We start from the raw sequence: 23,940 nt of genomic DNA on the forward strand, positions 1-23,940 counted from the left end.
CCTTGGTCAGGCGGAGAGCACGATCTCGTGACGGCTGGCGGTCTCTCGCACGTAACGGCCGTAGGCGGTGCCCGGCATCTCCTCACCGAGCCGGTGGCACTGCTCCGCGGTGATGAACCCCTTGTGCAGTGCGACCTCTTCGACACAGGCGATCCGCTCGCCCTGCCACTGTTCCACCAGCTGGACGTACTGGCTGGCGTGCAGCAGGGACTCATGCGTGCCCATGTCGACCCAGACGATGCCCCGGCCCAGCTCGGTAAGCCGGGCACGCCCCTGGGCCAGATACGCCCTGTTGACATCGGTGATCTCCAGCTCGCCGCGGGCGGACGGCGAGACGTTCTTGGCGATCCCCACGACGTCGCTGTCGTACATGTACAGGCCGGTGACGGCGAGATCGGAACGAGGCCGTGCCGGTTTCTCCTCCAGGGAGAGCAGCCGTTCGGCATCGTCCAGCTCTCCGACGGCATAGCGTTCGGGGGCCTTCACGCGGTAGCCGAAGAGCGCACATCCATCGAGTTCGCGCACGCTGTCGTCAAGGATCTTGGCGAACTGCGGGCCGTGGAAGATGTTGTCTCCGAGCACCAGCGCGACCTGGTCGTCGCCGATGAAGTCGGCCCCGATGATCAGCGCCTCGGCGATCCCCTTGGGCTCGTGCTGAATGGCGTACTCGATGCGCAGGCCCACCCGGGTACCGTCCCCGAGCATGTTCCGGAACATCTCCGAATGGGTGGGCGTGGAGATCAACAGGATCTCCCGTACGCCGGCCAGCATCAGCACGGAGAGCGGGTAGTAGATCATCGGCTTGTCGTAGACGGGCAGGAGCTGCTTCGACAGGGCACCGGTGAGCGGCCGGAGCCGCGTCCCGCTGCCGCCGGCGAGAATGATTCCCTTCATCGTCCGCCCTCTCGCCGCTCGATCCCCAGGCTGTGCGCGTACTCCGGGAGGAGCCCGCGCTCGCGTGCCTCGGACAGGGCCATGGCGGCGCGGTCCCGTTCGGAGATGACGTGGTCGATGTCCGTGGGAATCGGCAGGGCCAATTCGGGGTCGAACACCGAGATCGCGAGCTCGTTCGCCGGGACATAGCCGCTGGTGATCATGTACGACATCACCGTGTCGTCCTCGAGAGCCACGAAGGCGTGGCCCACCCCGACCGGGAAGTACATGGCGCAGAAGGTCAACTGGTCCATCAGCACCACGTCCGACAGGCCGAAGGTGGGCGACCCGACTCTGATGTCCACAACGATGTCCAGCGCCGAGCCACGGGGGCAGTAGACGTACTTCGCGCAACCGGGCGGTGTCCTGGTGTAGTGCACCCCGCGCACCACTCCCCGGCGGGACATGCTGTGGTTGGTCTGGGCGATGGGGAAGGTTCCTTCGGCCGCTTCGGCGAACGCGGAGCCCTGGAACGGAGAGACGAACAGTCCGCGCTCATCCGGATAGGAAATGGGGGTGAATTCCAGGGCACCCTCCACCACGAGTTTGCGCGCTTTCATGAGGGGTCCCTTACAGAGGGTAGGCGGCTGAGAGCCGGAGCATGACGTGGTGACAGCGTCGCCAGTACCTCGCGTACGGCGACGATGACCTTGTCCTGGAGGCCGGCGGGAAGAGAGGGGTACATCGGCAGCGAGAAGATCTCGCCGGCCAGCCGCTCCGTGACCGGCAGCGATCCCTCGGAGTAGCCGTAGCGGGCGAACCCGGTCATGGTGTGGACCGGCCACGGATAGCTGATGTTCAGGTGGATGTCGTAGGCCTTGAGCCGCTCGATGATGTCGTCCCGCCGGGGGTGGCGCACCACATAGACGTAGTACACGTGGTCATTGCCGGGGTTCACCCGCGGAAGCAGCAGGTCGGTGTCGCCCAGGCCCTCGGCGTAGCGGCGCGCCACCTCACGACGATCCGCCACATAGGTGTCGAGCCGGGTGAGCTTGCGGCGCAGGATCTCTGCCTGAACCTCGTCGAGGCGGCTGTTGTGCGCGGGGGTCTGGACCGTGTAGTAGGTCTTCTCCATGCCGTAGTACCGGAGCCTGCGCAGGTCTTCGGCCACCCCCTTCCGGGAGGTGAGCACCGCGCCGCCGTCGCCATACGCGCCGAGGACCTTGGTGGGATAGAACGAGAAGGCCGCCGCGTCACCGGTGATGCCGGCCGGCCGGCCGTTCTGGCGGGCGCCGTGTGCCTGTGCGCAGTCCTCCAGGAGGACGAGACCGTGACGGTCGGCGAGGTCCCGCAGCGGGGCCAGGTCTGCACACTGACCGTAGAGATGCACCGGCAGCAGGCACCGGGTGCGGCCGGTGACGGCCGACGCGACCTGCTCCACGTCCATGAGGTGGTCATCCGCCCGTACGTCGACGAAGACGGGAGTGGCGCCGGTGGCATCGATGGCGACCACCGTGGGCGCGGCGGTGTTCGAGACGGTGATCACCTCGTCGCCCGGCCCGACACCCAGGGCCTGGAGGGCGAGCTTGATCGCGTTGGTGCCGTTGTCGACGCTGACGCAGTGGCCGGCGCCATGGTAGGCCGCGAACTCCTCCTCGAATCCCCGGACGCTCTCTCCGAGCACCAGCCGACCGGAACTGAAGACCTTGTCGACGGCGCCCAGGATCTCCTCGCGCTCGTTCTCGTATTCAGGCAGGTAATCCCACACGTAAGTGGCCACGCTGTCCCTTCCCTGACTCTCGTTCCGTGAAGGACGGAAGACGCGAGAACTCCCGCCAGAGGCTCAGGCCGTGAGTACTCACGTGCCGGCCAGGGCCGCCACGGTGCGGTCCAGCCCCTCGCGCAGCGGCACGAGAGGACGCCACCCGGTCACGGACCGGAATGGCGCTGAATCGATGGTCACGCTGCGGAAATCCGTCTCCGGAGCATCAGAGGGCGGTTCGACCGAGGTGACGGGAACGGGTGCCGTCCCGGTACGGTCGGCCACGGATCGCGCGACCATGCGGAAAACATCACCGAGGGCGTCACCGCGGCCCGCGCCGAGCAGCCAGTGGTTGCCGACAAGCCCGTCCGGATGGTCCAGTGCGACCGCGAACGCGGCCGCCACGTCGGCGATGTGCACCAGGTCGCGCCGAACTGTTCCGTCGTGCCACATGGTGATCGGCTCGCCCGCGAGCGCTCTGCGCACCATCGCCGCGACGACACCGCGATCCGCGGTGCCCGGGGTCGCGCCCTCGCCGAACACCGTTGGCAGGCGGAGACTGACGCCGCGCACCCAGCCGGCCTCAGTGGCGTCCTTGAGTACGCGTTCGGCGGCCGTCTTCTGCCGGTCGTAGACGGTCGCGGGCCGGTCGGTCTCCGTGCCGTCAAGCGGTTCGCGGGGCGGCACTCCGACCTGGGAGGCGGCGCCACCGTACACCACGATCGGGGGCGCGCCCGCGGCTCCGCGGACCGGCCGCAGCACTTCCACCAGATCGCGCATCACTCCCACGTTGACGCGTTCCCCGCCCGGCTGGTCCGCGGCCCGCCAGCCGCCCTCGCAGAGAAGCAGATGGACGACGGCATCCGAGCCATGGACCGCGGCGGCGAGGGCGTCCCGGTCCATGAGGTCCGCGGTCACCACCTCGGTGTCGGCGAGTGCACCGATGGGTCGCGCGGCGGGCCGCCGAGCCACCGCGCGCAGCCGTACCTCCCGGCGAGCCAACCGCGTCATCACCGCCGAGCCGATGAAGCCGGTGGCGCCCAGCACTGTGATCAAGGGTCTGGCCCCGTTGCGCGTACCTGTCGTCACGGCGATCGGTCTCCCTGTCCCGCTGCTGCGCCCGGCGCCGGATCGGCGAGCAGGCTGAAGAGGCACGCGACCAGGCTGCGCGCCTGCACGTTGACGTAGTGGCAGTGCCGCAGCAGCTCGGTGAGCTGATGAACGGCCATCCAGCGGTAGTCGGGGTGGGCGTGGACGGTGTCGGTCTCGACGATCAAGTGGCGATTGCTGATCCGGTAGAAGCGCCCGCCCTCGTCCGAGAGCATGGTGTCGAAGCGGATGTCCTCGGGATCGGCGAGCCGCACCTCGTCGAGGAAGGCCGGGCGGGCGGCCGACGGCAGATGGGCATAGTTTCCGGGGGTGCATTGCACGGTGGGCGCGAGCTCGGCGACGTCGACGAGGCCCGGCTCCACCCGCAGGTGCATCAGGGCGTGCAGTACCCCGTCGATCCGGGTGACCAGGAGGGCGATCAGCCCGTCCTCGCTGGTCGCGAGCATCGGCTGGGTCCAGCGGCCCACCTCGCGGCCGGCCGACTCCACCCGCATCCCGATGGTCTCGAAGAAGTCGCCGGTCTCATGCCGGATGCTCTCGGCGCTCCGACACCATCCGGTCAGCGCACGCAGCGGGACCGGTTCGACGATCACCTCGGTGCGGCTGCGCACCTCTGTGATCCAGGAATGGATCTCGCGGTCCCCGTGGTGGCTGCCGCCGGCCGGATCACAGGATCTCAGCAGCGCGGCGGTGAAGGTGTCGCCGTACCCGGGATGCCGCTCGCGCAGCACCCCGACGGTCAAGGACAGGCAGGAGAGAACGGTGCGGGTGTCCATGTTGACCAGATCGTGGCAGCGCAGCAGCCGCAACACCTGACCGACGGTCAGCCACTGGAAGCCGTCCTGCGCCGGGATTTCGTCGGTCGTCGAGACGATCATGTTCCGGTTGCGTTTGCGCAGAAACCATGAACCCTGTTCGGACTGGCGGACATCGACGAGCACTCGGTGTGCGGGCGCGTCGCGGAAGTACTCCAGATATGGCACGGACTTCCCGCCGTGTGCGCCGGTGTAATTGCTGCGGGTCGCCTGCACACTCGGAGATATCTGCAGGCCGTCGCGGTTCCCCGGCTCGGCCTTCAGCTGCATGAGGAAGTGCGTTACTCCGTTGATCTCCTTGGCCAGGATCCCGAGTATTCCGGTATCCGGTTGATTGATGATCGGCTGGCACCAGCCGGAGACCGGCGCATCGGAGACGCTCACCCGCAGGCCCATGACCGAGAAGAACTTTCCGCTGCGATGCCGCAGCCAGCCGGTGTCGGGATCGCTGTACCAATGATCCAGGCTCTCCAGCGGGATGCGTTCCGCATGGGTGTAGATACGGCTCTTGACATCCTCGAGATTGCGATGAAATTCCGCCGGCTCGATCTCATTCCCTGCCGCAAGCACGGATTCTGTGATGTTCGACGCTGTCGTCACCATGGGTCAGAGGTGCTGGGGGTCAAGGTCGTCGGGAGTCAGCCTCATGATGGGCAGAAGGCGCTTCGCCCTGTTCTGAAATTCACCGATGAAGGGGTACGCATCGGTGAAGCCCCGCCAGCAACGGTCCCGCTCGTCCCCGTACAGCTCCTCCGCGGTGACCGCGATCTGCTCTCTGCCGATATCGATGGTCGCCTCGGGCTTTGCACTCAGGTTCAGATACCACGCCGGGTGAGCGGCCTTGGGCCCCCCGGGCACGTCAAAGTGCCCGGGCACGGCGACCACGACGAAGCGGCCGCCATCGTACAGATAGGCCACAGGAGTGGTCCGTTCTTTCCCGGTCTTCCTGCCGAGCGTCGTGAGCAGCAGGGCGTTCAGGCTCCCGAATTTCCCGAGAACCCTTCCGTGTGATTTCCGATAGAGAAAGATGTTCATCCGAAGGAAGAACTTGTTGATCGAGTGCTGGATCTTCGTCGGCGGCTTTGAATAGAGGTAGACGTTCACCCGAACGAACGCTTTCATGAACCTGCCGGCGTCCAGTTGCGGCTTTGTGGTGGACCACGAGGTCAGCATTCCCGTCTCGCGTATTTCCGGGTGCTGCGCCTCCGGGTGCTGCGCCTCCGGGTGCTGCGCCTCCGGGTGCTGCGGCTCCGGGTGCTGCGGCTCCGGCTTGGTCTGCGTCATGGTCAATCCCTCTTCTGATCGAGATGGCTGGAGGCGCCGCCGGCAGGACCATCGTGCGGGTCGCTCTGCGGACGGAATGCGACGATGCGGTGGCGGGCGGCGAGCTCCCGCATGCGGTTCCACTCCGGAGGTGAGTCCTGACTCATCAGCAGGCTCAGCTCTTCGAAGAACCTCTCGATGCCACCCGGGGTCACCATGCACAGCATCCGGCTCGGTCTGTGCCATGTGTTGAAGAACGAGTGACCCACCCCTCGGGGGCCGTACACGAGCACGCCCGAAGGAGCCTTGTGGACGTCGCCGTCAAGTCTGATCTCGAACTCGCCGTCGATGACGAACAGGGCCTCGTCCGTGTCCTCGTGAATATGGAACAGCGAGCCCTCACCCGGGGGAACGCACACTTCGTAGAACGAGTACAGGCCGCCGGTGTCTTCGGCGCGGAGCAGAAAGCGCGCGGCCTCCTCCCCGCCCCATGTGATCGGCTCGACGTCATCCAGGTGGACGACCTGCTCTGACCTCATCGTCGTCATGGCGTTTCCTCATGGCCGGCTTTCCGAAATGCCGAATTGCTGTTCTGCGCGAACGTGACGGCTCTGGGCGGCTACAGCGCCTTCTTGCCTCGTAGTCCGGCTTTGACGACCCCGGTCAGCATTGCGCGTCCGAGTTCCCGCATCTCGGGCGGGGCGTGGCGAGTCGCCCAGTACATGAACTTGGCCATCATGAGCGTGGAGGGCAGGACGAAACGGGTGTCTTCGGGGTCCTTCCAGCCGAAGACGGGGTTGACCAGGTCGCACTCGTTGAGCATCTTGAAGATGCTGTCGGCGGCGCTGTCCCCGTCGATCTCCCCGATCTCGTACTTCTCGCAGATCTCCGCGGTGGACTCGAGGATCTGCTTGAACTCCGAGCTCTCGGGCCACCAAAGGCCGGGATAAGGAGCGTTCTCCAGGTCTTTGAAGTGCTGCTCGTCCTGGTCCAGGGCGTAGTTCAACCGAGCCCGCGTCAGCCGCATCACCCCGGGTGTGAGGAACGCCGCCCACACGCGGAAGACCGCGTTCCACAGCCGGAAGTGCGAGAACGCGATGAATGAGCTGTTGACCAGGTCGTCGTTGTAGGCCAGCAGACCCCGTTCCAGCCTGTCGACGTACTCGAACCGCTCGACGGAGAAGTCATCGTCCTTGAGCGCTTCGAGGAGCCGGCTGATGAGGGCGTAGGTGCCCTCGAAGGTGTTGGAAAGACCTCGCGAGAACAGTGGGTCGAGGAATCCGGCCGCATGCGACATCAGCGCCCAGCGATAGCCGATCGACTGCTTGGACGAATACTGGAGCCGGTCGGTCGACACCCACTCACGGACCCTTTTCGCGCCCACGAACTGCCGCTTCACGGAGGGGTACATGTCCAGGTAGTGGTTGAACTCCTCCTCGGGGGTCATGTCCGTCGGCTTGGGGTAGACGCGCTCGTCGAAGGTGAGACCGACACTGCACAGCGGGTTCTTCGAGTCCTTCGTGTTGTTGAACGGAATGATCCAGAACCAGCCGCGCTCGATCATGTGGTGCAGGGTGCCGCCGTTCCATGGCGCAGGGGGACGGAGACTCTCCGGATGGTGGCAGACGTCGTCGAACGGCTTGATCCCGATGTAGTGCGTGAACAGGGAGCGCGAGTGGTGCTTGAAGCGGGCCGGTTTCTCCCGCAGATCGAACTTCTCCGCGACCGGTGAGCGGAAGCCACTGGCATCGATCAGGAACCTCCCCCGGAACACCTCGCCGTTCTGGCCTGTGACCGTGACGCCGTCCTCGTCGAAGTCCAGGTCGGCCGCACGCCAGTTCTGCCGGGTGGTGCAGCCGTACTTGGCGGCGACGTGGAAGTAGTAGGAGTCGGTGTCCTGGCGGAAGAGGTGACTGGCCTCGGTGAGGAGCTTCGGGATGACGAACATGGTCGCCTCGCGCGGGTCGGGCTCCTGGCCCGGATTCTGCTTGATGAAGCCGAAGCTCTGCTTCTTCCCGTGGAAGGGGCCGATATGGCGGGTGACGGCCTTCACGTCGAGCAGATGACGGAGCTCGGGAACGTCGAACCGCACGGCCAGGATGTGCAACCACTCGATCAGTTGCGGGGTCATCGACTCACCGATCGCGAAGCGCGGATGCGAGCCGGCGTCGACGAGCACCACCTTGGCGCCCTGACGAGCCAGGATCGCGCCGCTCACCGAACCCGCCAGACCGGAGCCCAAGATCACGACGTCGCACTGGTTCACCTTGCCGGAGCTCGTGGCTCCGTTCGTTGCCTTGACCCTGCTCGGCATGAGCGCGCCCTCTCCTTGGAATGAAGGTGTTCGTATATCTCTTTGCGTATTGATCTCTGTCATCCGGGCACCGCGATCGCGTACGTGTCGGACGGCGGATCCAGCAGTCGGCAGTGGGTGCCGCCCGTCAACGGATGTCGAGGCCGCTGATCACGCCGGCCAGCCGATCCCGTACGGTCGGGAACTCGATCAACTCGGCCAGCACCGCACGTATGGCGTCGACCTCATCGCCGCCCAGCAGGAGCAGCGCCTGAGCCTCGATATTGCTCAAGACCCGCCGTCCCACCGCGTGCCGCTCGTCGTGATAGGAGTCGAGCAGCCCTTCCTGCGCGCGGCCGGTGACCTCCGCGGCCAGCTTCCAGCCGAGGTTCACCGCGTCCTGGAGGCCCAGGTTCAATGCCTGACCGCCGACCGGCATCTGCTGGTGAGCGGCATCTCCGGCGAGCAGGACCCGTCCGTCGCGGTACCGCTCCGCCAGGCGGCTGGCGTTCCCGAAGGCGTTCAGCCAGATGGGAGTGCCGCCGCTGATGTCTTCGCCGGTCACTCGTTCCCAGGCCTTCGCGACCTCCGAGAACGAGGGCTCCTCGACGCGCCTTCGGACCGGACGGCCGAGCTCGTGGACCATCACGCGCGTCACGCCGTCAGGACGTCGCGAAGCGATGGCCAGCCCGTTCGGGAACCGCTCGAAGCGCCGGTCGGGCACGTCGATCCCGGCCACGTCGGCGCGGAGCAGTTCCCTGCTCGCGTCCCGCCCAGGGAAACCGAATCCGGCCAGTCGCCGTACCGAACTGTCCTCGCCGTCGCATCCGACCACGTAGGCGGCGCGCAGAGGGTCGGTGCCCTCCGGGCCCGCCACCTCGACGTGGCCTTCCGCCACGGTCAGGGACCGCACGTCGTAGCCGCGCCGGAGATCGGCGCCCAGGCCGACGGCCCACCGCTGGAGGAGCGCCTCGATGCGGGTCTGGGGCACCTTCCACTGGCCCGGATAGGGGGTGGCGAGCCCGGTCAGATCGAGCGGGAGCCCACCGAAATGCCCCATCCCCTGGTTGGGCGGAGTCCCCACCGAGTCGAGCAGGCCCCGCTGATCGAAGATCTCCATGGTGCGGGCATGCAGGGTCGAGGCCCGGGATTCGGTGGTCGGCGCGGGCAGTCGCTCGAGTAACGTCACCTCGGCCCCGCCGAGCCGCAGTTCCCCGGCCAGCATCAGGCCGACCGGCCCTGCGCCGACGATGACGACCTGTGCGTCCATGTCAGCGCCGGCCTTCGGCGTACTCCTTGGCGTGTCCGAGCGTGGCCAGGCTGTTGGAGCCGAGCGCGTTCCGGATGAACTCCCGAGCCTGCGCGACACCGGCATCCGCACCGAGGATCTTCGCGATGTTCGCGGTATTGATCACCACGGTGTGCTGTGAGGTCGCGGTGACCCCGTCGCCGTCGCTGTCCAGCCGCCAGTGGCCGGTGTGCAGCGTCATCAGCGCCGGCAGGGTGATCTGCTTGTAGACGATCTCGCTGTGCGGGAAGCACACGCGCACCGACTTGGTGGTGTGCGTCGAGCCGTCTTTGGTACGGGTCTCCATCTCCAGGATCTGCAGGCCGGGGGTGTGCTCATCGAGCGAGACCCGGGCGACGTGCGGCAACCGCTCCTTCCAGAGCTGCGCCTCGTTGATGAAGTCGTAAACGTCCTTGGCGGCGCCGTCGATCCGCACCGTGTCCTCGAACGACAGCATGAGGTCGTCCGCGGAGCCGGTGGTGGTCGCCTCGACATTGGCCTTGAGGGCCGCGAGTTCGGACCGGCTGTTGCGGTCCACCGCCTTCTCGATCCAGGCGAGGTCGCCTGGATCGTCGTCGACCGCCCGAAAGTCGTGCAGCAGCCGCACCCGGCACTCGCCGTCGGAGATCGGCTCGATCAGCCAGGTGCCGCCCATGGCGGCCACCGGCGGAGTGGAGACCTCCTGACGGAACTCGATGCGCAGCGCCACGGGGTCGAGCACGCGGCGCGACGTCCAGTTCTTGGCCTCCCCGTTGGCCGTGGCCCAGATCCGGATCCGCTCGCTCTGCCCCGACCGCTCGATGTGGCCGACGTGCACGGTCGGCGGGAAGATGCGCGGCCAGTTCTCCACTTCCGCGATGAGCCGGTAGACGGCGGCGGCCGGTGCGCTGACCGTGACCTCGTGCTCCATCTCGCGGTGACCGAGCTGCTTCATGCTCACTCTCCTTTCGGGTGTCGCCGGACCTCAGAAGTTGCCCAGACCGCCGCAGACGTTGATCGCCTGCGCGGTGATCGAGGCGGCGGTGTCAGTGGCCAGATAACCCACCAGGCCCGCGACCTCCTCGGGGGTGGAGTATCGGCCGAGCGGGATCTTTGCCCGGAACTTCTGGAGGATCTCCTCCTCGGAGGTCTTCCAGGCCGCCGCATAGCCCTGCCGGACGCGCTGGGCCATCGGAGTCTCGACGTAACCGGGACAGACCGCGTTGACGGTGATGCCGGTCGGTGCCAGCTCGTTGCCGAGGGCCTTGGTGAAACCGACGACGCCGTGCTTGGACGCCGAGTAGGGGGCGCCCAGAACGACTCCCTGCTTGCCGGCGGTCGAGGCGATGTTGATGATGCGGCCTCGGTCGCGGTTCCGCATGCCTCCGGCGTTCAGGACTTCCCGGGTCATCAGGAAGACACTGTTGAGGTTGGTGTCGAGGACGTCGAACCACAGCTCGTCGGCGATGTCTGCGGTGACACCACCGCCGCTGCGGCCCGCGTTGTTCACCAGGACGTCGGTCGGCCCGAACCGGTCGACCGAGGCCTGGACGAACGCCCGGATGTCATCGCTCGACCTGACGTCACATGCGATCCCGTCGACGTCGAAGCCCTCGTCCCGCAGTTCCTTGACGGTCAGCTCCACGTTCTCGGCAGAGCGAGCGCAGATGAACACCTGATGTCCCTGAGCGGCCAAGGCCTTGGTGACGGCAAGCCCGATTCCGCTGGTGGCCCCGGTGACAAGAGCCACCCGCCGCCTCTCAAGCGACATGGCTTCTCCTCTGAGTCGCAGTGGTGGTCGGCACCGTCCCCGCCCGGTCGGGCGGGGCAGCGGCACTGTGCGGGGTCTCGGCCCAGGCTGTCGCGGCGAGCTGCTGGTTCACGGCCGTGAGCAGGGTCCGCGGCGTTTCGGCGCCGGCGACCGCGGAGTCCTCGAGGTTGATCCCGTACTCGCGCTGGATCCGGCTGCTGGCCTCCAGGACGGCCAGCGAGTCATAGCCGAGCTCCTCGAAGACGAGGTCGAGGACGTCGCCGTCGAGGTTGACGCCCTCGTCTTGACCTGCGGCCTCACGCAGCACGCGTTTGAGGTCCTCAATGGTGAGTTCCTGAACGGCCATCTCGGCCCCTTCGCTGTTGTTGCGGCTCTGAGTCATCTGCCGGCCCGGCGCACGACCATCGCGGAGTTGAAGCCGCCGTATCCCCGGGCGAGCACGAGCGCCGCGTCCACCGGCGTGCTCCGCGGCTCGGCGAGCACCACGTCCAGGTCGTACTCGGGGGCCGGCGAGATGTTCGTGGTGGGCGGGATCAGCCCGTGCCGGATGGACAGCAGCGCGGTGACCAGGTCGAGTGGGGCGGCGCCGGAGTACATCCGGCCGGTCATCGTCTTCGGCGCGGTGACCGGGACCCCTCGCGGCCCGAACACCGCGCCGATGGCGGCGGCCTCTACGCGGTCCAACTCCGGGATCGCCGCCGCGTCGGCGAACACCACGTCGATCTCGCCCGGCGCCAGACCGGCGTCGTCCAGGGCCAGCTGGATCGCCCGCCGTAGCCCGGGCTCGCGCCCGCTGCCCGGCTTCGGATCGAACGTCGATCCGTACCCGGCGATCTCGCCGTAGACCCGCGCGCCACGTCCACGCGCGGACTCGATGTCCTCCAAGATGAGCAGCGCCCCGCCCTCTCCCGGCACGTGCCCGGCCGCTTCGGCGTCGAAGGGCCGGTAGGCGCGGTCGCGGTCGTCGCTGGTGCTCAGGCGGCCGCCGGTGAGCTGGGCGACCCAGCCCCACGGGCAGATCGACCCGTCGACCCCGCCGGAGACGATCAGGCGGCTGCCCTTACGGATCTGTCGCCGCGCCTGGGCGATGGCGTCCAGTCCGCCGGCCTGGTCGGAGACCACGACGACGCCGGGGCCACGCATGCCGTTACGGATCGAGATCTGACCCGTGTTCACCGCGTAGAACCAGGCGAACGACTGGTAGGCGCTGACGTAGTGGCGGCCCTTGCTCCACAGGTTCTGCAGCTCGCCCTGGCCGAACTCGAAGCCGCCCGAGGAACTGGCGGTCACTACGCCCATGTCGAACTCCGGCCACTCCTTCGGCCGGACTCCGGCGTCTGCCAGTGCCCAGTCGGCCGCGACGAGGGCCATCCGGGTCATGTGATCGGTCTGCGGGATCAACCGGCTCGGCAGATGGTCCTCGGCGACGAAACCCGGCACCTCACCGGCCAGCCGGGCCGGGTAGCCCGCCGCATCGAACCGTTCGATCTCGCCGATGCCGCTCTTTCCACCGCAGGTCGCCGTCCAGTACTCCGCCGTCCCAAGCCCGTTGGGGGCCATGACCGCCACCCCCGTGACGACCACGGGCACGCTCACGCCACAGTCCGCAGCACCATTGCGCTCTGGAAGCCGCCGAACCCGCTGCCGACCGTCAGTACCGCGTCGGTCGTCCACTCCCTGGCCTTGAGCGGGACGTAGTCGAGGTCGCATTCCGGATCGGGCTCGTGCAGGTTCGCCGTGGGCGGGATCAGATCGTTCTCGATGGCGAGCGCGGAGGCGGCGATCTCGATGGAGCCGATCGCGCCGAGCGAATGCCCGACCATCGACTTGATGGAACTCGCCGGAGTCCGATAGGCGTACTCACCGAGGCTTTGTTTGAACGCCGCCGTCTCGTGCCGGTCGTTCTGCGTGGTGCCCGAACCGTGGGCGTTGATGTAGTCGATCTCGTTCGGGTTCATGCGCGCCTCGCCCATCGCGGTACGGATGGCCTCGGCCATCTCGCGGCCGTCGGGCCGCAGACCCGTCATGTGGAAGGCGTTGCACCGGGTGGCAAAGCCCGCGATCTCGGCGTAGGCGTGGGCGCCGCGCCTTTTGGCCCGCTCGTACTCCTCGAGGACGAACATCGCCGCCCCCTCCCCCAGGACGAACCCGTTGCGGGACTTGTCGAACGGCCGGGAGGCGTGCTCCGGGTCGTCGTTGCGCGGTGTCGTCGCCTTGATCACGTCGAAGCACGCCACGGTGATCGGGGAGATGGGAGCGTCCGAGGCGCCGGCGATCATCACGTCGGCACTGCCCTCACGGATCAGCTCGGCGGCGTAGCCGACCGAGTCGAGGCCGGACGTGCAGCCCGTCGAGATCACCGTGGCCGGTCCCTCGGCCCCCACCGCCCAGGCCACCTCGCTCGCGAACGAGCTCGGCACGAGGTAGTCGTAGAGGTGCGGAACCGCGTACGTGTGATCGACGAGGTCGAGCCGTCCGCCGTCGCTGACGACGCGGTACTCCTGGTCCAACCCCATCGTGGCGCCGACCGCGCTGCCGACGGTCACCCCGGTCCGGTACGGGTTCAGGTCCGCGGTTTCGAGCCCGCTGTCGGCCACCGCCTCCGCGGCGGTGACGACGGCGAACTGCGCGGCGCGGTCCATGCGGCGGATCTCCTGCGGACGCAGCCCGTGCGCCTCCGGGTCGAAATCGACCTCTGCCGCCACGCGGGAACGGAAGGGGGTGGGATCGAAGAAGGTGATTCTTCTGGTCGCGGTCCGGCCGTCGCTCAGCAGACTCCAGAAATTCTTGACACCGATACCCCCCGGCGCAACGACCCCGATGCCGGTTATCACTACTCGCCGTCTCATCTGGATGTCCTCTCCTTTCGCGAAGAGGTTCATCACGAAGACTTGGTCCGGTGATAGAAACGCGTGGCCATCGCGTCGGCGGGCGAGCGCCAGGTCGCCGGGTCATAGGCCTCGATGTACGGCTTGAGGTCGGCGCTGACCTGCTTGAAGAGCGAATGGTCCTTCGCCTGCTCGATCGCCGCACCGCCGTCGTCGGAGTCGAAATCCTGAAGGTGAAAATAAAGGCCGTGGTAGAAGAAGAGCTGACGGCGCCTTGTGCCCATGAGATCCGGCATATCGGTGCGGTCGAATTCCCGGAAGATCCGGGCGACGTCGGCACTGGCGCCCGGCTCCATCCGTGCCACGATCAGGGTGCTGTGCATCGGATCTCCTTATGCTGAGATGGTCGTGACAGGCGAACCGAACCAGCGGTTCAAGGCCGCCGACAACGCATCTCCATCCGGCCCCGCCCATGCGACATAGCCGTCGGGACGGACCAGGACCGCCGTGGTCTCGGCGAACGGGCTGCCCGCGGGCAACTCGTGCGGCAGCGCCGGAACGATCTGGATCCGGTCAGACCAGGGGGCCGCGGCGCGGCGCAGATCGGCGCCGTCGGTGAAGTCGAACAGGACGCCACGGCCCTCGTGCAGCGGCTCGATCGTGGTGGTCTTACCTCCCGCGCCCACCAACTCCTGGCTCGGGATGCGCCGGCCGAGCAACGCGTGGTCACCTGCTCCGACGTCGTAGCGGAGATCCAGGCCACTGACCATGCCGGCCAGGTGACGGCCGACCTCTGGGAACTCCATCAGTTCCGCGAACACGTTGCGAAGCGGCTCGACCTCGGCACCGCTCAGGTAGAGCAAGCCCTGTGCCTGCGTGTTCATCAGCACTCTGACGCCCACTGGATGCCGTTCCGTGTGGTAGGTGTCAAGCAGGCCCGGCGGAGCCCAGCCACGAACCGTGGCGGCGAGTTTCCAGCCGAGGTTCATCGCGTCCTGCACGCTGACGCTGAGCCCTTGGCCGCCGGCGGGCAGGTGCGTGTGAGCGGCATCGCCGGCGAGCAGCACCGATCCGCGGCGATACTCGGTGGCCTGGCGGGTCGCGTCACTGAACGAACTGACCCACAGCGCGTTGCCGCCGTGAATGTCCTCGCCCGTCAGCCGCTCCCAGGCGTCCGCCACTTCCGCGAAGCCCAGTGGTTCCGTACGCCGCTTGGGCGGAGTGCCGCGCTCGCACACGATGATGCGGTCGACGCCGTCACCGAGCGGGGCGGACATGACCATGCCACCAGGTCTCTTCTCGCCGATCTGGCGGGCCCGCAGGTCGCATCCGGCCACGTCGGCGAGGAACATCTCGATGGTCGCGTCCGTACCGGGAAAGTCGAACCCGGCGGCCCTGCGCACGGTGCTGCGGCCGCCGTCGCACCCCACCAGGTAGCGGCCGCGCAGCCGCCTGCGGCCCTGCGGCCCGTCGACCTCGAGGTCGACACCCTCGCCGTCGTCGCTCAGCCCCACGGCCTCCCAGCCGCGTCTCACCTCCACGCCGAGCTCCGCCGCCCACTCGCCGAGGATCGTCTCGATGCGCGCCTGCGGAACGCCTCGCGCTCCGAAATGGGCGCCTTCCAGCACGCTGTAGTCCAACGGTATGCCGCCGAAATGCCCGAGCGCGCTTGTCTCGATATCTCCGAATCTGGGCAGCAGACCACGCTGGTCGAACAATTCCATTGTACGGGCGGTGAACCCCAGGCCCCGCGACTCTCCCGAGGGCTTCTCTAGCGTGTCCAAGGCGATGACCTCTACTCCGCCGAGCCGCAGTTCCGCAGCCAGGACGAGTCCTGAGGGGCCGGCGCCCACAACGATGACCGGAGCATCCATACTTCTCTCCTTGACCTACGAGAGCCGTTCGCGAAAGCCGAATGAAGGCGGGAGAGACCTGGCGCGAGAGATCATTTAAGTAAGGCCGTCAGTGGACAGACGGGCCGTCTCTGCGGTGCGGTACGCCAGGCAAGGGGATCTAGGCGCCCAGTCGGGCCGAGATCATTTTTCCGGGATCTGCGTCTCCGGATCTGGGCATGAATCTGCCGCCGAATGCATCGTGACAGCTACAGGCGTCCAATGTCAATATACGTTCGCCATTAACGACATTTGCCCAGGTCATGGCCACACAGACCGAGATCTTGGCCACATATTTCCCCGACGTGGCCGCACCGCAGAGCTAAAGTCCAGATAACAACGCCATAAAATCAATCGTCAGATCTGGAGCAGAAACCCAGCCCTGGTCGCGTGGACCGACGGCGATCAATAGGTGGCCGCGAACGGTCAGCCGGATGAGGCAGGCGGACCAGTTGCGGAGACGGCATCCTACGAAAGGATGCATCTTCAGTCCACCTAAAGAACGCACCGTCCACCATTGCGAACGATAAGGATCTTAGTAAATCCCTGCGGCAGCCGGCAAGCAATCCGGGCGCACATGACCAAGCCTTGCAAAAAGCCGGCGGCGGCGAACGGATATTGACATGGGCCGGGCGAAGCTGCCAACATGCAATTGGTGGCCGCTTCATGCCTCGCGCCGAAGATCAAATGATCTCGCCCGCGAGACCCGCCTCCCGCCATCACGACAGTCCGGTGATGAAATGAATACTTTGCTGTGTGTGCGACAAAATTGCGGCAGTGGGCCGCACGCGACACGATTTCACCGTACCGCGGCCCCCGGGCTGCGGCTCTGCACCACGTGCTTCCACGAACTCAAAGCCAACCTCGTCGAACTGCCCGAGATCTACGGTGACTGCGAATCCGCCCGGCCCCCGCAGCGCAACCCCACCCTCCAGCGGGTGAGCGGCAGTCGCCAGACAACCGGAATACTCCTCGACGAGGCGGCCATCGCCACCCGCTCGAGCATCCTCGGTTTCCTCGCCTCCTGGTCCGCGCTGGTAGCCGACGAGCGCGCAGTCACCAAACCGACCCGCCGATACCCCGCAGACCTCGCAAGCTTCCTCATCAGCCACCTGAGCTGGCTGCTCGCCCACTCCGCCGCAGCCGACTTCGCAGAAGAAATCTCCCAGCTGACAACACGCGCCTGCCGGACGGCCTACACCCAACCAGCTCTGCGCATCGACCTTGGCCAATGCATCCACCTGGACTGCAACGCGGCCATGACCACGACGCCACCCACCCGGGACGGCAAACGCACACGCGAAGTACGCTGCACCGCGGGCCACACCTGGCAACCCCATCAATGGCTACAACTATTCCACCAAATCGAGCGAACAAAGAGCACTCGCAGCAGCACCAAGCCACAAAGGAACGAAGGCGCCACATGAGCTGCCCACCGCAGCGTGAAAAGCGACTCGTCCCAACACAACTCGCCGCACTGGCATCCGGAGTCTGCGAGGCGACCATCCGGAAATGGGCGAGCCGCGGCAAACTCACCCGCTACGGCAGCCGCGCCCGGGCACAGTACGACCTCAACGAACTCGCGGGGCTCGTGAGCACGACGACCTGCGCTCCCCCATCCGCCGGCCCAGCGGAGACCGCCGAGCGGTGAGGGTGATCGCCGCAGCGGCGTCGGCGTCACCCCTCGCCGTGCGCGTCCGACGTGTCCGCGGCGACGTCGGCGAGGGCCCGCATGAGGAGCACGGTCGAGGCGGCCCCGGGGTCCTCGTGGCCGACACTGCGGGTGCCGAGATAGCTGGCCCGGCCCTTGCGCGCCTGCAACGGCACCGTCGCGACAGCGCCGTGTGCCGCCGCCTCGGCGGCCGCCTCGGCGCAGGCGGCCGGATCCCCGTGCCGGCGCAGCGCCTCCTCGTAGGCGTCCACCGCCGGGGCGAGCGCGTCGACCATGGTCTTGTCGCCAAGTGCGGCCTGGCCGAGCCCCTGGATGCCGTCGAGCGCGGCGCGCAGCGCGGTGCCCAGCGCGGGCGGGTCCACCTCCTGGGCGTCGCCCAGCGACTTGCCGGCCGCCCGCAGCGCGCCCCCGTAGAGGGGCCCGGAGGCTCCCCCGGTCTTGGACACGATCGCCCGGCCGGCCGCGACGAGCACCTTTCCCGGGCCAACGTCGTCGGGCAACGCCGCGACCGCGGCGGAGAACCCGCGATTGAGATTCAGGCCGTGGTCGCCGTCGCCGATCGCCGCGTCGAGCCTGGTCAGCCGCTCGGAGTCCGCCGCGATCAGCTCGGCCGCGCGACGCAGCCAGGCGGTGAAGAACGTCGCGTCCATCAACGTCCCCAGCGGAGCGCGGGCGTCTCCACCGGCGCGTCCCAGAGCTGGCGCAGCTCGGGCGTGAGCCGGCAGACCGTGACCATGCAGCCGGCCATCTCCAGGCTCGTCACGTAATCGCCCACCAGTGACCGCGCGACCGTCACCCCATGGCCCTCGAACCAGTTCGCGGCGGCGGCGTACGCGATGTACTGCTCGATCAGCGGGGTGCCGCCCATCCCGTTGACCAGCACCAGCACCTCGGCACCGTCCAGCGGCATGTCGGCGTGGATGGCGGCGAGCGCGGCGGCGACGATCTCGTCGGCGGTGGCCAGTTTGGTGCGCTCCCGCCCCGGCTCGCCATGGATGCCGACGCCGAGCTCCATCTCGTCCTCGCCGAGCGTGAACGTGGGCTCCCCCGCGGCCGGGACCGTGCAGGAGGACAGCGCCACGCCGAACGAGCGGGTCCGCTCGTTCACCTCGCGCGCCGCGGCCGCGACCTCGGACAGGCCGGCTCCGGCCTCGGCCAGCGCGCCGGCGATCTTCTCGACGAACAGCGTCGCGCCGGTGCCCCGACGGCCTGCCGTGTAGGTGCTGTCCTGCACGGCCACGTCGTCGTCCACGAGCACCGAGACGACCTCGATGTCGTCGTCCTCGGCCAGCTCCGCGGCCATCTTGAAGTTCAGGACATCGCCCGTGTAGTTCTTCACGATGTGCAGGACGCCCTGGCCGCCGTCCACGGCGGCCGTCGCGGCCAGGATCTGGTCGGGTACGGGCGAGGTGAAGACCTCACCCGGACACGCGGCGTCGAGCATGCCGAAGCCGACGAAGCCGGCGTGCAGCGGCTCGTGCCCGGAACCGCCGCCGGACACCAGGCCCACCTTGCCCGTGCGAGGGGCGTCGGCCCGGACGACGACCCGGGCCTCCGGATCGACGCGCAGCGATGGATGCGCCGCGGCCAGGCCGCGCAGCGCGTCGGAGACGACATCGGCAGGATCATTGATGAGCTTCCTCATGGGTCACTCGTACTCCCCTTCACCGCCGAAATCCAGCCCCACGACGAACGCCGTTTGTACGGATACGCAGGGATCGTCCTTAAGATGGCGAGGTGATCAGCGCGCTCGATGACAGTGAAGTGCGGCGAATCCTCGTCGTGATGGCCCATCCCGACGATGTCGACTTCAGTTCGGCCGGGTCGATCGCCACCTGGACCGACCAGGGCATCGAGGTGACCTACCTCATCGTCACCGACGGTGACGCCGGCGGGTTCGACACGGCGGTCCCGCGGTCGGAGATCCCAGGCATCCGGCGGGCCGAGCAGCGCGCGGCGGCCAAGTGCGTGGGCGTCGACGACGTACGGTTCCTCGGGCACCCGGACGGGCGGGTCGAGGCGACGTTCGACCTGCGCCGTGACATCGCCAGGGTGATCCGCCAGGTGCGCCCGGACCGCGTGCTGACGTCCAGCCCGGAGCGGAACTACGAGCGGATCGCGCCGAGCCACCCCGATCACCGGGTGGTCGGCGGGGCGACGCTGGACGCCGTCTACCCCGACGCGCGCAACGCCTTCGCGCACCCGGAGCTGCTCCGTGACGAGGGTCTGGACGCGTGGACCGTGCGTGAGGTGTGGATCGCCGGCGGGCCGGCCCCGAACAAGCACGTCGACGTCACCGACGTCTTCGACCGCAAGCTGGCCGCGCTGAGAGCGCACGTCAGCCAGACCGCCCATATGGACGGTCTCGATCAGATGCTGCGCGGCTTCCTGACCCGTAACGCCGAGGCGGCCGGCTTCGCCGAGGGCCGGCTCGCCGAGGTCTTCCAGGTCGTCCCCACGGCGTGATGGCCGCGCGCACCCGCTCACCGTGGCCGGCTCCTCACCACCTGGAAGAGGGGCGGAGACCGAGGGCTACGAGCCGACGCTGAAAGTCCGCACCGCACAGCACCCGCTGGGCGGCCCCGGCCGAAGGCGGGCGCTGCTTGGTCGCGACCTGCGGCTCACTCAGCCGCCTGACGCCCCGCCCGTCGGCCGGAGTGGACGGCGGTCGTCCGCCGACCGTGTTCCGCTCCAGCGGGTGCGCCTTCAGGCTGTCTTCGCACCGGTCACGCTCTCCAGAGGCCTACGTCCACGACCGGCCGGGACCTTCGTCACAGCGGGCAACCGGCGGCAGCCGGCGACGCGCCGCCGCCTGTTCGTACCCTCCTGCCCCGGCTCACAGGGCCGACGAACGGCGATGCGAGGTGAAGCCGGTGAGACTCCTGACCCCGGCCTCGGAGATCAGCCAATGGTCGCCGATCCGTACGGTCAGGGCAGCGCCCTCGCACGGATTGCCGTACAGGATCCCGTCCACGATCTGGGGAGCCCAGTCCTCCTTGTCGGAGAACGCCGTCGCCGACCCGTCCCCGAGATCGGCCGCCGGTTCCTCGCCCGGCGGAGACCAGAGAGTTATCGCTCTGAACCGCAGCAACCGACGGCCTGCCGAATCGCCGAGCGGAAAGACCTCGACCTTGGCGCCGACGAGCATCAGCGTCACCGCCAATGAGGGCACTGGATTTCTTTCCAGCCGCCGCAATTCGCGTCGCCACCACAGGTGGCATACACCGACGGCGGCCCCGAGGAAGATGACCAGCAGTCCGCCCGCGTACCAGCCCATCGCGTCGTAGGGGTACCACTCGACGCGCGCCCAAGCGCCGTCAACCCGCACGTCCACGGACTCACCGACCGCGAAGTCCGAGAGGAACGGAACACCCATGTCGCGCTCGTCACCATTCGCCATCAGAACCCGGATACGGGAGTCGGCCTCGTTGCGAGCCACCACTGTGGCCGTCTGAAAGGCGGATCGCTCCCAATGCGCGTCCTCCACCTGCTGCTTCTGGCCACCGAACGCGATGAGCCCCGCTCCGGCCGCGACCACGACGAGCGCGGCGATGCCTCGTCCCGGTTGCAACGCGCGCTTGGGCACGCGACCGACCTCCGGCGCAAGCGCGGGCACCGGCGGCGCCAACGGCAGGGCCGTGATCTGACGCGGACGGGCTCGTTCCCGGGCGATGACTGTGCAGAGCGTCCAGATGCAGAAGGGCGTGAGCACGACCGCGTTCCCCAAGACCTCAGGACTCGGAGGCACGAGTGCCAAGATCAACACTGCGACCGCGCCGACGGCGGCCGCCCTTGGTGCGAACAGCGCCCACACCAGATTCGCCAGGGTGAGTGCGACGACTGCGACCTCGCCGAATGTGGACCGCTCACATGGCGGAAGCTCCCCACATGCGCTCGGCATCGTCATCCCGATCGCAAACCCGCACGCCAAGGTCCAGCCGATGGCCGACCATTCCGGTCGGAGCCACCGCCGCAGGCCCGCCGCCCGCCATCGGCGTCCGTCCTCTGCGGTCCAGGGGACCGCATTCGCCATCTCGACCATCCCTGATCGCCTCCGACATGTCGTCCGCGCGATGCCCCGGTGCAATGATTCGCCACAGATGATCAGGAACATACGGAGCAGGTCAAGACGCCTCATCGAGCGGTCTTGCGCATGGCCTCAGGTGGTCATCAAGATCGCGGGCCGGCCGCCTTGTGCTCCGGGACGGCGTGCCGGAAGACGGCGAGTGGGCGCAGCCGCAATTGACACCGTTTGCGTAGCAACGTAGGGATCATCCCTAAGATGTCGACGTGGTCAGCGTGTTCTAGACGCCCGGGTGAGAGGTGGCAATGCGCAAGATCCTGCTGGATTGCGACACCGGCATCGACGATGCCATCACGATCCTCTACCTGGCCTCGCTGGTGAAGGCGGGCGAGGCCGACCTGGTCGGTGTGGGAACCGTGCACGGCAATGTCGACCCGGCGACGGGCGCGCTCAACACCCTGCGCATCTTCGAGATGACCGGCATCAAGGACGTGCCCGTGGCGGTGGGCGCCGGCCGCCCGATGGCTCAGGACGTGCATTTCGCGCACGACTGGCACGGCACCGACGGCCTCGGGGAGACGCACCTGCCAGTCCCGGCCACAACGCCGGACGGAAGCTCCGCGCCGGAGCAGATCGTACGGCTGGCCAGGGCGCATCCCGGTGAGCTGACGCTGATCGCCATCGGGCCGCTCACCAACCTCGGTATCGCCCTGCTGCTCGAGCCCGACCTGCCCGAGCTGATCCGGGAAGTCGTGATCATGGGCGGCGCCTTCGACCACCCGGGCAACATCACCACGCACGCCGAGGCCAACGTCTGGCACGACCCGGAGGCGGCGGATCTGGTCTTCGCGGCCGGCTGGCCGACCGTGCTCGTCCCCCTGGACGCCACGCACCCGACCGCCGTGGGCGACGAATGGCTGGACCGGCTCGCCGAATCCACCTCGGACGTCGCCAAGTTCGCGGTCCGCATCCTGGACTTCTACGTGACCGCCTACACCCCCACGTTGAAGCGCCGCGGCTGCGTCATCCACGACGCGCTCGCCGCCATGCTCGCCGTCGACCCGTCACTGGGCCGGTACGAGGAGCGCCCGGTGCGCGTCGAGCTGCGCGGCGAGCTGACCCGCGGCGCGACGGTGTGGGACGCGCGGTCGCTGCCCGCCGAGGACGCCCGCCGCCCCGTGAGGGTCGTCGTCGGCAGCGACGTCACCTCCTTTCAGGAGCGCCTTCTCGCTACGTTGCTCTGAGGACCGCCGCACCCGGCCCCCCAGGGAGACCACCGTGCCGTACCGCATCGACGTCAGCGCGACCTCGTCGGCCCCGCCCGAGATCGTCTTCGACCATCTCGCCAAGGCGGTGACCTGGGCCGACTGGGGCGGCTTCCCCTTCAAGTCCATCCGCGAGCGCGCGGGTGCGGCGGACCCCGACGGGATCGGGTCGATCCGGCGCGCCGGCCGGTTCCGCGAAGAGGTCGTGGCGTTCGACCCGCCGGCGCACTACGCGTACACGATGCTGGCCGGCGCCCCGCTCAAGGACTACCGGGCCGACGTGACCCTCGGGTCGGCCGCGGGCGGCACCGCGATCCGGTGGGAGGCCCGGTTCGAGCGGAGGATCCCGGGCACCGGCGCACTGCTGCGGGCCGCGTTCACGCTGCTGCTCCGTCGCCTGGCGCGCGGGCTGGCCCGGCACGCGGACCGCTGCGAGACCGGCTGCGCCGCGCACCGGGCCGCCTGAGGCCGGGCCGGTTCAGAGCGGCTCAGCCGCGGCCCCTCTCGCGGCCGGGCTCGGCCCACGAGTCGGTCAGCGCGTTGAACCGGCCGAGCATCCGGGCCAGTTGCTCGACGTCCCCCAGCTCCCACGTGCCGAGCATCGCCCGGAACCGCTCCTGCCGGGCCACCCGGGCGTGGCCGAGCCGCTGCCTGCCCTCGCCGGTGAGAACCAGCAGGTGCGCGCGGCCGTCGGCGGGGTCGGGCTCGCGCTCGATCAGCCCGAGCTCCTCCAGCACCTTCAGCTGGCGGCTGATGGTGGCCTTGCCCACCCCGAAGTACTCGGCGAGATCGCTGGACCGCGCCGGCCCGACCTCGTCGATCCGGATGAGCAGGCTGTAGGCGCCGGGCTCCAGCTCCGGGTGCACCTCACGCCCCATCTCCGCCGAGAACGCCCGGGCGCGCCGGAGGAGGACGCCGAGCTGCTGCTCGACCGCGCAGTACGCCTCGTGCTCATCAACGCGCTGACCGGCGTGCTCGTCGGCGTGCTGACCGGCGCGCCCGCCGGTGCCGGCCGCCACTCGGGCCTCGCTCATCGTTGTGTCTCCTCCCGGTGTCCTTACGGACAACGCTCAGGCCTGCGGCGAGGACTCCCCCCGCACCGCCT

At 68.2% G+C, this 23,940-nt stretch carries 25 protein-coding genes; 5 read left to right on the forward strand and 20 right to left on the reverse strand.

Annotated features, from left to right (window positions below; translation table 11 throughout):
• Positions 1-6 precede the first annotated feature (6 nt).
• The 16 genes from rfbA to HKK72_RS03280 all read right to left on the reverse strand — a co-directional run bounded on the left by rfbA (position 7) and on the right by HKK72_RS03280 (position 15,856).
• Positions 7-894 (reverse strand): glucose-1-phosphate thymidylyltransferase RfbA, encoded by an 888-nt coding sequence (rfbA, locus tag HKK72_RS03210; RefSeq protein ID WP_187232689.1) that lies wholly within the window; start codon positions 892-894, stop codon positions 7-9.
• The gene (locus HKK72_RS03215; RefSeq protein WP_187232690.1) at positions 891-1,493 is read right to left on the reverse strand and encodes a dTDP-4-dehydrorhamnose 3,5-epimerase family protein; all 603 of its coding nucleotides are present in this window, start codon (positions 1,491-1,493) and stop codon (positions 891-893) included. The genes rfbA and HKK72_RS03215 overlap by 4 nt, the downstream gene beginning before the upstream one ends.
• Positions 1,490-2,653 (reverse strand): DegT/DnrJ/EryC1/StrS family aminotransferase, encoded by a 1,164-nt coding sequence (locus HKK72_RS03220; RefSeq protein ID WP_187232691.1) that lies wholly within the window; start codon positions 2,651-2,653, stop codon positions 1,490-1,492. Before HKK72_RS03220 ends, HKK72_RS03215 begins: the two co-directional genes overlap by 4 nt.
• Before the next feature lie 78 nt (positions 2,654-2,731).
• On the reverse strand, positions 2,732-3,724 hold the full coding sequence (locus HKK72_RS03225) for an NAD-dependent epimerase/dehydratase (protein WP_315987051.1): 993 nt from the start codon (positions 3,722-3,724) through the stop codon (positions 2,732-2,734).
• A complete protein-coding gene (locus tag HKK72_RS39665) occupies positions 3,721-5,130 on the reverse strand; it encodes an NDP-hexose 2,3-dehydratase family protein (protein ID WP_315987052.1) in 1,410 nt (469 codons plus the stop codon). Before HKK72_RS39665 ends, HKK72_RS03225 begins: the two co-directional genes overlap by 4 nt.
• Positions 5,131-5,166: 36 nt before the next feature.
• Positions 5,167-5,844, reverse strand: a complete 678-nt coding sequence (locus tag HKK72_RS03230) for a nitroreductase/quinone reductase family protein (RefSeq protein ID WP_222720271.1) — start codon at positions 5,842-5,844, stop codon at positions 5,167-5,169.
• Between the two features lie 2 nt (positions 5,845-5,846).
• On the reverse strand, positions 5,847-6,371 hold the full coding sequence (locus HKK72_RS03235) for a cupin domain-containing protein (RefSeq protein ID WP_187232693.1): 525 nt from the start codon (positions 6,369-6,371) through the stop codon (positions 5,847-5,849).
• A 71-nt stretch (positions 6,372-6,442) separates the two neighbouring features.
• Positions 6,443-8,137 (reverse strand): NAD(P)/FAD-dependent oxidoreductase, encoded by a 1,695-nt coding sequence (locus HKK72_RS03240; RefSeq protein ID WP_187232694.1) that lies wholly within the window; start codon positions 8,135-8,137, stop codon positions 6,443-6,445.
• 127 nt (positions 8,138-8,264) lie between these two features.
• Positions 8,265-9,386: an FAD-dependent monooxygenase gene (locus HKK72_RS03245; RefSeq protein ID WP_187232695.1), complete on the reverse strand. Its 1,122-nt coding sequence runs from the start codon at positions 9,384-9,386 to the stop codon at positions 8,265-8,267.
• A 1-nt stretch (position 9,387) separates the two neighbouring features.
• Positions 9,388-10,338: an aromatase/cyclase gene (locus HKK72_RS03250; RefSeq protein WP_187232696.1), complete on the reverse strand. Its 951-nt coding sequence runs from the start codon at positions 10,336-10,338 to the stop codon at positions 9,388-9,390.
• A gap of 30 nt (positions 10,339-10,368) precedes the next feature.
• Entirely contained in the window at positions 10,369-11,154 is a 786-nt protein-coding gene (locus HKK72_RS03255; RefSeq protein ID WP_187232697.1) for a 3-oxoacyl-ACP reductase, read from the reverse strand.
• Positions 11,144-11,500, reverse strand: coding sequence for an acyl carrier protein (locus tag HKK72_RS03260; protein ID WP_187232698.1), 357 nt, complete (start codon positions 11,498-11,500; stop codon positions 11,144-11,146). The genes HKK72_RS03255 and HKK72_RS03260 overlap by 11 nt, the downstream gene beginning before the upstream one ends.
• Positions 11,501-11,532: 32 nt before the next feature.
• Positions 11,533-12,750, reverse strand: coding sequence for a ketosynthase chain-length factor (locus tag HKK72_RS03265; protein ID WP_315987053.1), 1,218 nt, complete (start codon positions 12,748-12,750; stop codon positions 11,533-11,535).
• On the reverse strand, positions 12,747-14,003 hold the full coding sequence (locus HKK72_RS03270; protein WP_222720272.1) for a beta-ketoacyl-[acyl-carrier-protein] synthase family protein: 1,257 nt from the start codon (positions 14,001-14,003) through the stop codon (positions 12,747-12,749). The genes HKK72_RS03265 and HKK72_RS03270 overlap by 4 nt, the downstream gene beginning before the upstream one ends.
• A gap of 32 nt (positions 14,004-14,035) precedes the next feature.
• Positions 14,036-14,365 (reverse strand): TcmI family type II polyketide cyclase, encoded by a 330-nt coding sequence (locus HKK72_RS03275; RefSeq protein ID WP_187232701.1) that lies wholly within the window; start codon positions 14,363-14,365, stop codon positions 14,036-14,038.
• A gap of 9 nt (positions 14,366-14,374) precedes the next feature.
• Positions 14,375-15,856, reverse strand: a complete 1,482-nt coding sequence (locus tag HKK72_RS03280; RefSeq protein WP_187232702.1) for an FAD-dependent monooxygenase — start codon at positions 15,854-15,856, stop codon at positions 14,375-14,377.
• 758 nt (positions 15,857-16,614) lie between these two features.
• On the opposite strand from HKK72_RS03280, the gene HKK72_RS03285 reads away from it, so the two are divergent.
• Positions 16,615-17,301 carry a hypothetical protein gene (locus tag HKK72_RS03285; RefSeq protein ID WP_187232703.1) on the forward strand — a complete coding sequence of 229 codons (687 nt, stop codon included), beginning with the start codon at positions 16,615-16,617 and terminating at the stop codon, positions 17,299-17,301.
• Positions 17,298-17,525 carry a transcriptional regulator gene (locus tag HKK72_RS03290; protein WP_187232704.1) on the forward strand — a complete coding sequence of 76 codons (228 nt, stop codon included), beginning with the start codon at positions 17,298-17,300 and terminating at the stop codon, positions 17,523-17,525. Before HKK72_RS03285 ends, HKK72_RS03290 begins: the two co-directional genes overlap by 4 nt.
• A gap of 26 nt (positions 17,526-17,551) precedes the next feature.
• Here the strand turns inward: HKK72_RS03290 and dhaL are convergent, their stop codons facing one another.
• Together dhaL and dhaK are read right to left on the reverse strand one after the other, a co-directional pair.
• Entirely contained in the window at positions 17,552-18,196 is a 645-nt protein-coding gene (dhaL, locus tag HKK72_RS03295) for a dihydroxyacetone kinase subunit DhaL (protein ID WP_187232705.1), read from the reverse strand.
• A complete protein-coding gene (gene dhaK, locus HKK72_RS03300) occupies positions 18,196-19,191 on the reverse strand; it encodes a dihydroxyacetone kinase subunit DhaK (protein ID WP_187232706.1) in 996 nt (331 codons plus the stop codon). The genes dhaL and dhaK overlap by 1 nt, the downstream gene beginning before the upstream one ends.
• 140 nt (positions 19,192-19,331) lie before the next feature.
• Between dhaK and HKK72_RS03305 the strand changes: the two genes are divergently transcribed.
• The gene (locus HKK72_RS03305; RefSeq protein WP_187232765.1) at positions 19,332-20,012 is read left to right on the forward strand and encodes a PIG-L deacetylase family protein; all 681 of its coding nucleotides are present in this window, start codon (positions 19,332-19,334) and stop codon (positions 20,010-20,012) included.
• A 370-nt stretch (positions 20,013-20,382) separates the two neighbouring features.
• Here the strand turns inward: HKK72_RS03305 and HKK72_RS03310 are convergent, their stop codons facing one another.
• Complete coding sequence (locus tag HKK72_RS03310; RefSeq protein WP_187232707.1) at positions 20,383-21,579, reverse strand: hypothetical protein; 1,197 nt, start codon at positions 21,577-21,579, stop codon at positions 20,383-20,385.
• Between the two features lie 296 nt (positions 21,580-21,875).
• Here HKK72_RS03310 and HKK72_RS03315 point away from each other — a divergent pair, with 296 nt between their 5' ends.
• The gene (locus tag HKK72_RS03315) at positions 21,876-22,814 is read left to right on the forward strand and encodes a nucleoside hydrolase (RefSeq protein ID WP_187232708.1); all 939 of its coding nucleotides are present in this window, start codon (positions 21,876-21,878) and stop codon (positions 22,812-22,814) included.
• A gap of 34 nt (positions 22,815-22,848) precedes the next feature.
• A complete protein-coding gene (locus HKK72_RS03320) occupies positions 22,849-23,301 on the forward strand; it encodes an SRPBCC family protein (RefSeq protein WP_187232709.1) in 453 nt (150 codons plus the stop codon).
• Positions 23,302-23,323: 22 nt separating this feature from the next.
• On the opposite strand, the gene HKK72_RS03325 is transcribed toward HKK72_RS03320, so the two are convergent.
• Positions 23,324-23,869, reverse strand: a complete 546-nt coding sequence (locus tag HKK72_RS03325) for a MarR family winged helix-turn-helix transcriptional regulator (RefSeq protein ID WP_187232710.1) — start codon at positions 23,867-23,869, stop codon at positions 23,324-23,326.
• Positions 23,870-23,940: the final 71 nt, after the last annotated feature.

Source organism: Actinomadura sp. HBU206391 (genome assembly GCF_014323665.1).
GTDB lineage: Bacteria > Actinomycetota > Actinomycetes > Streptosporangiales > Streptosporangiaceae > Actinomadura_C.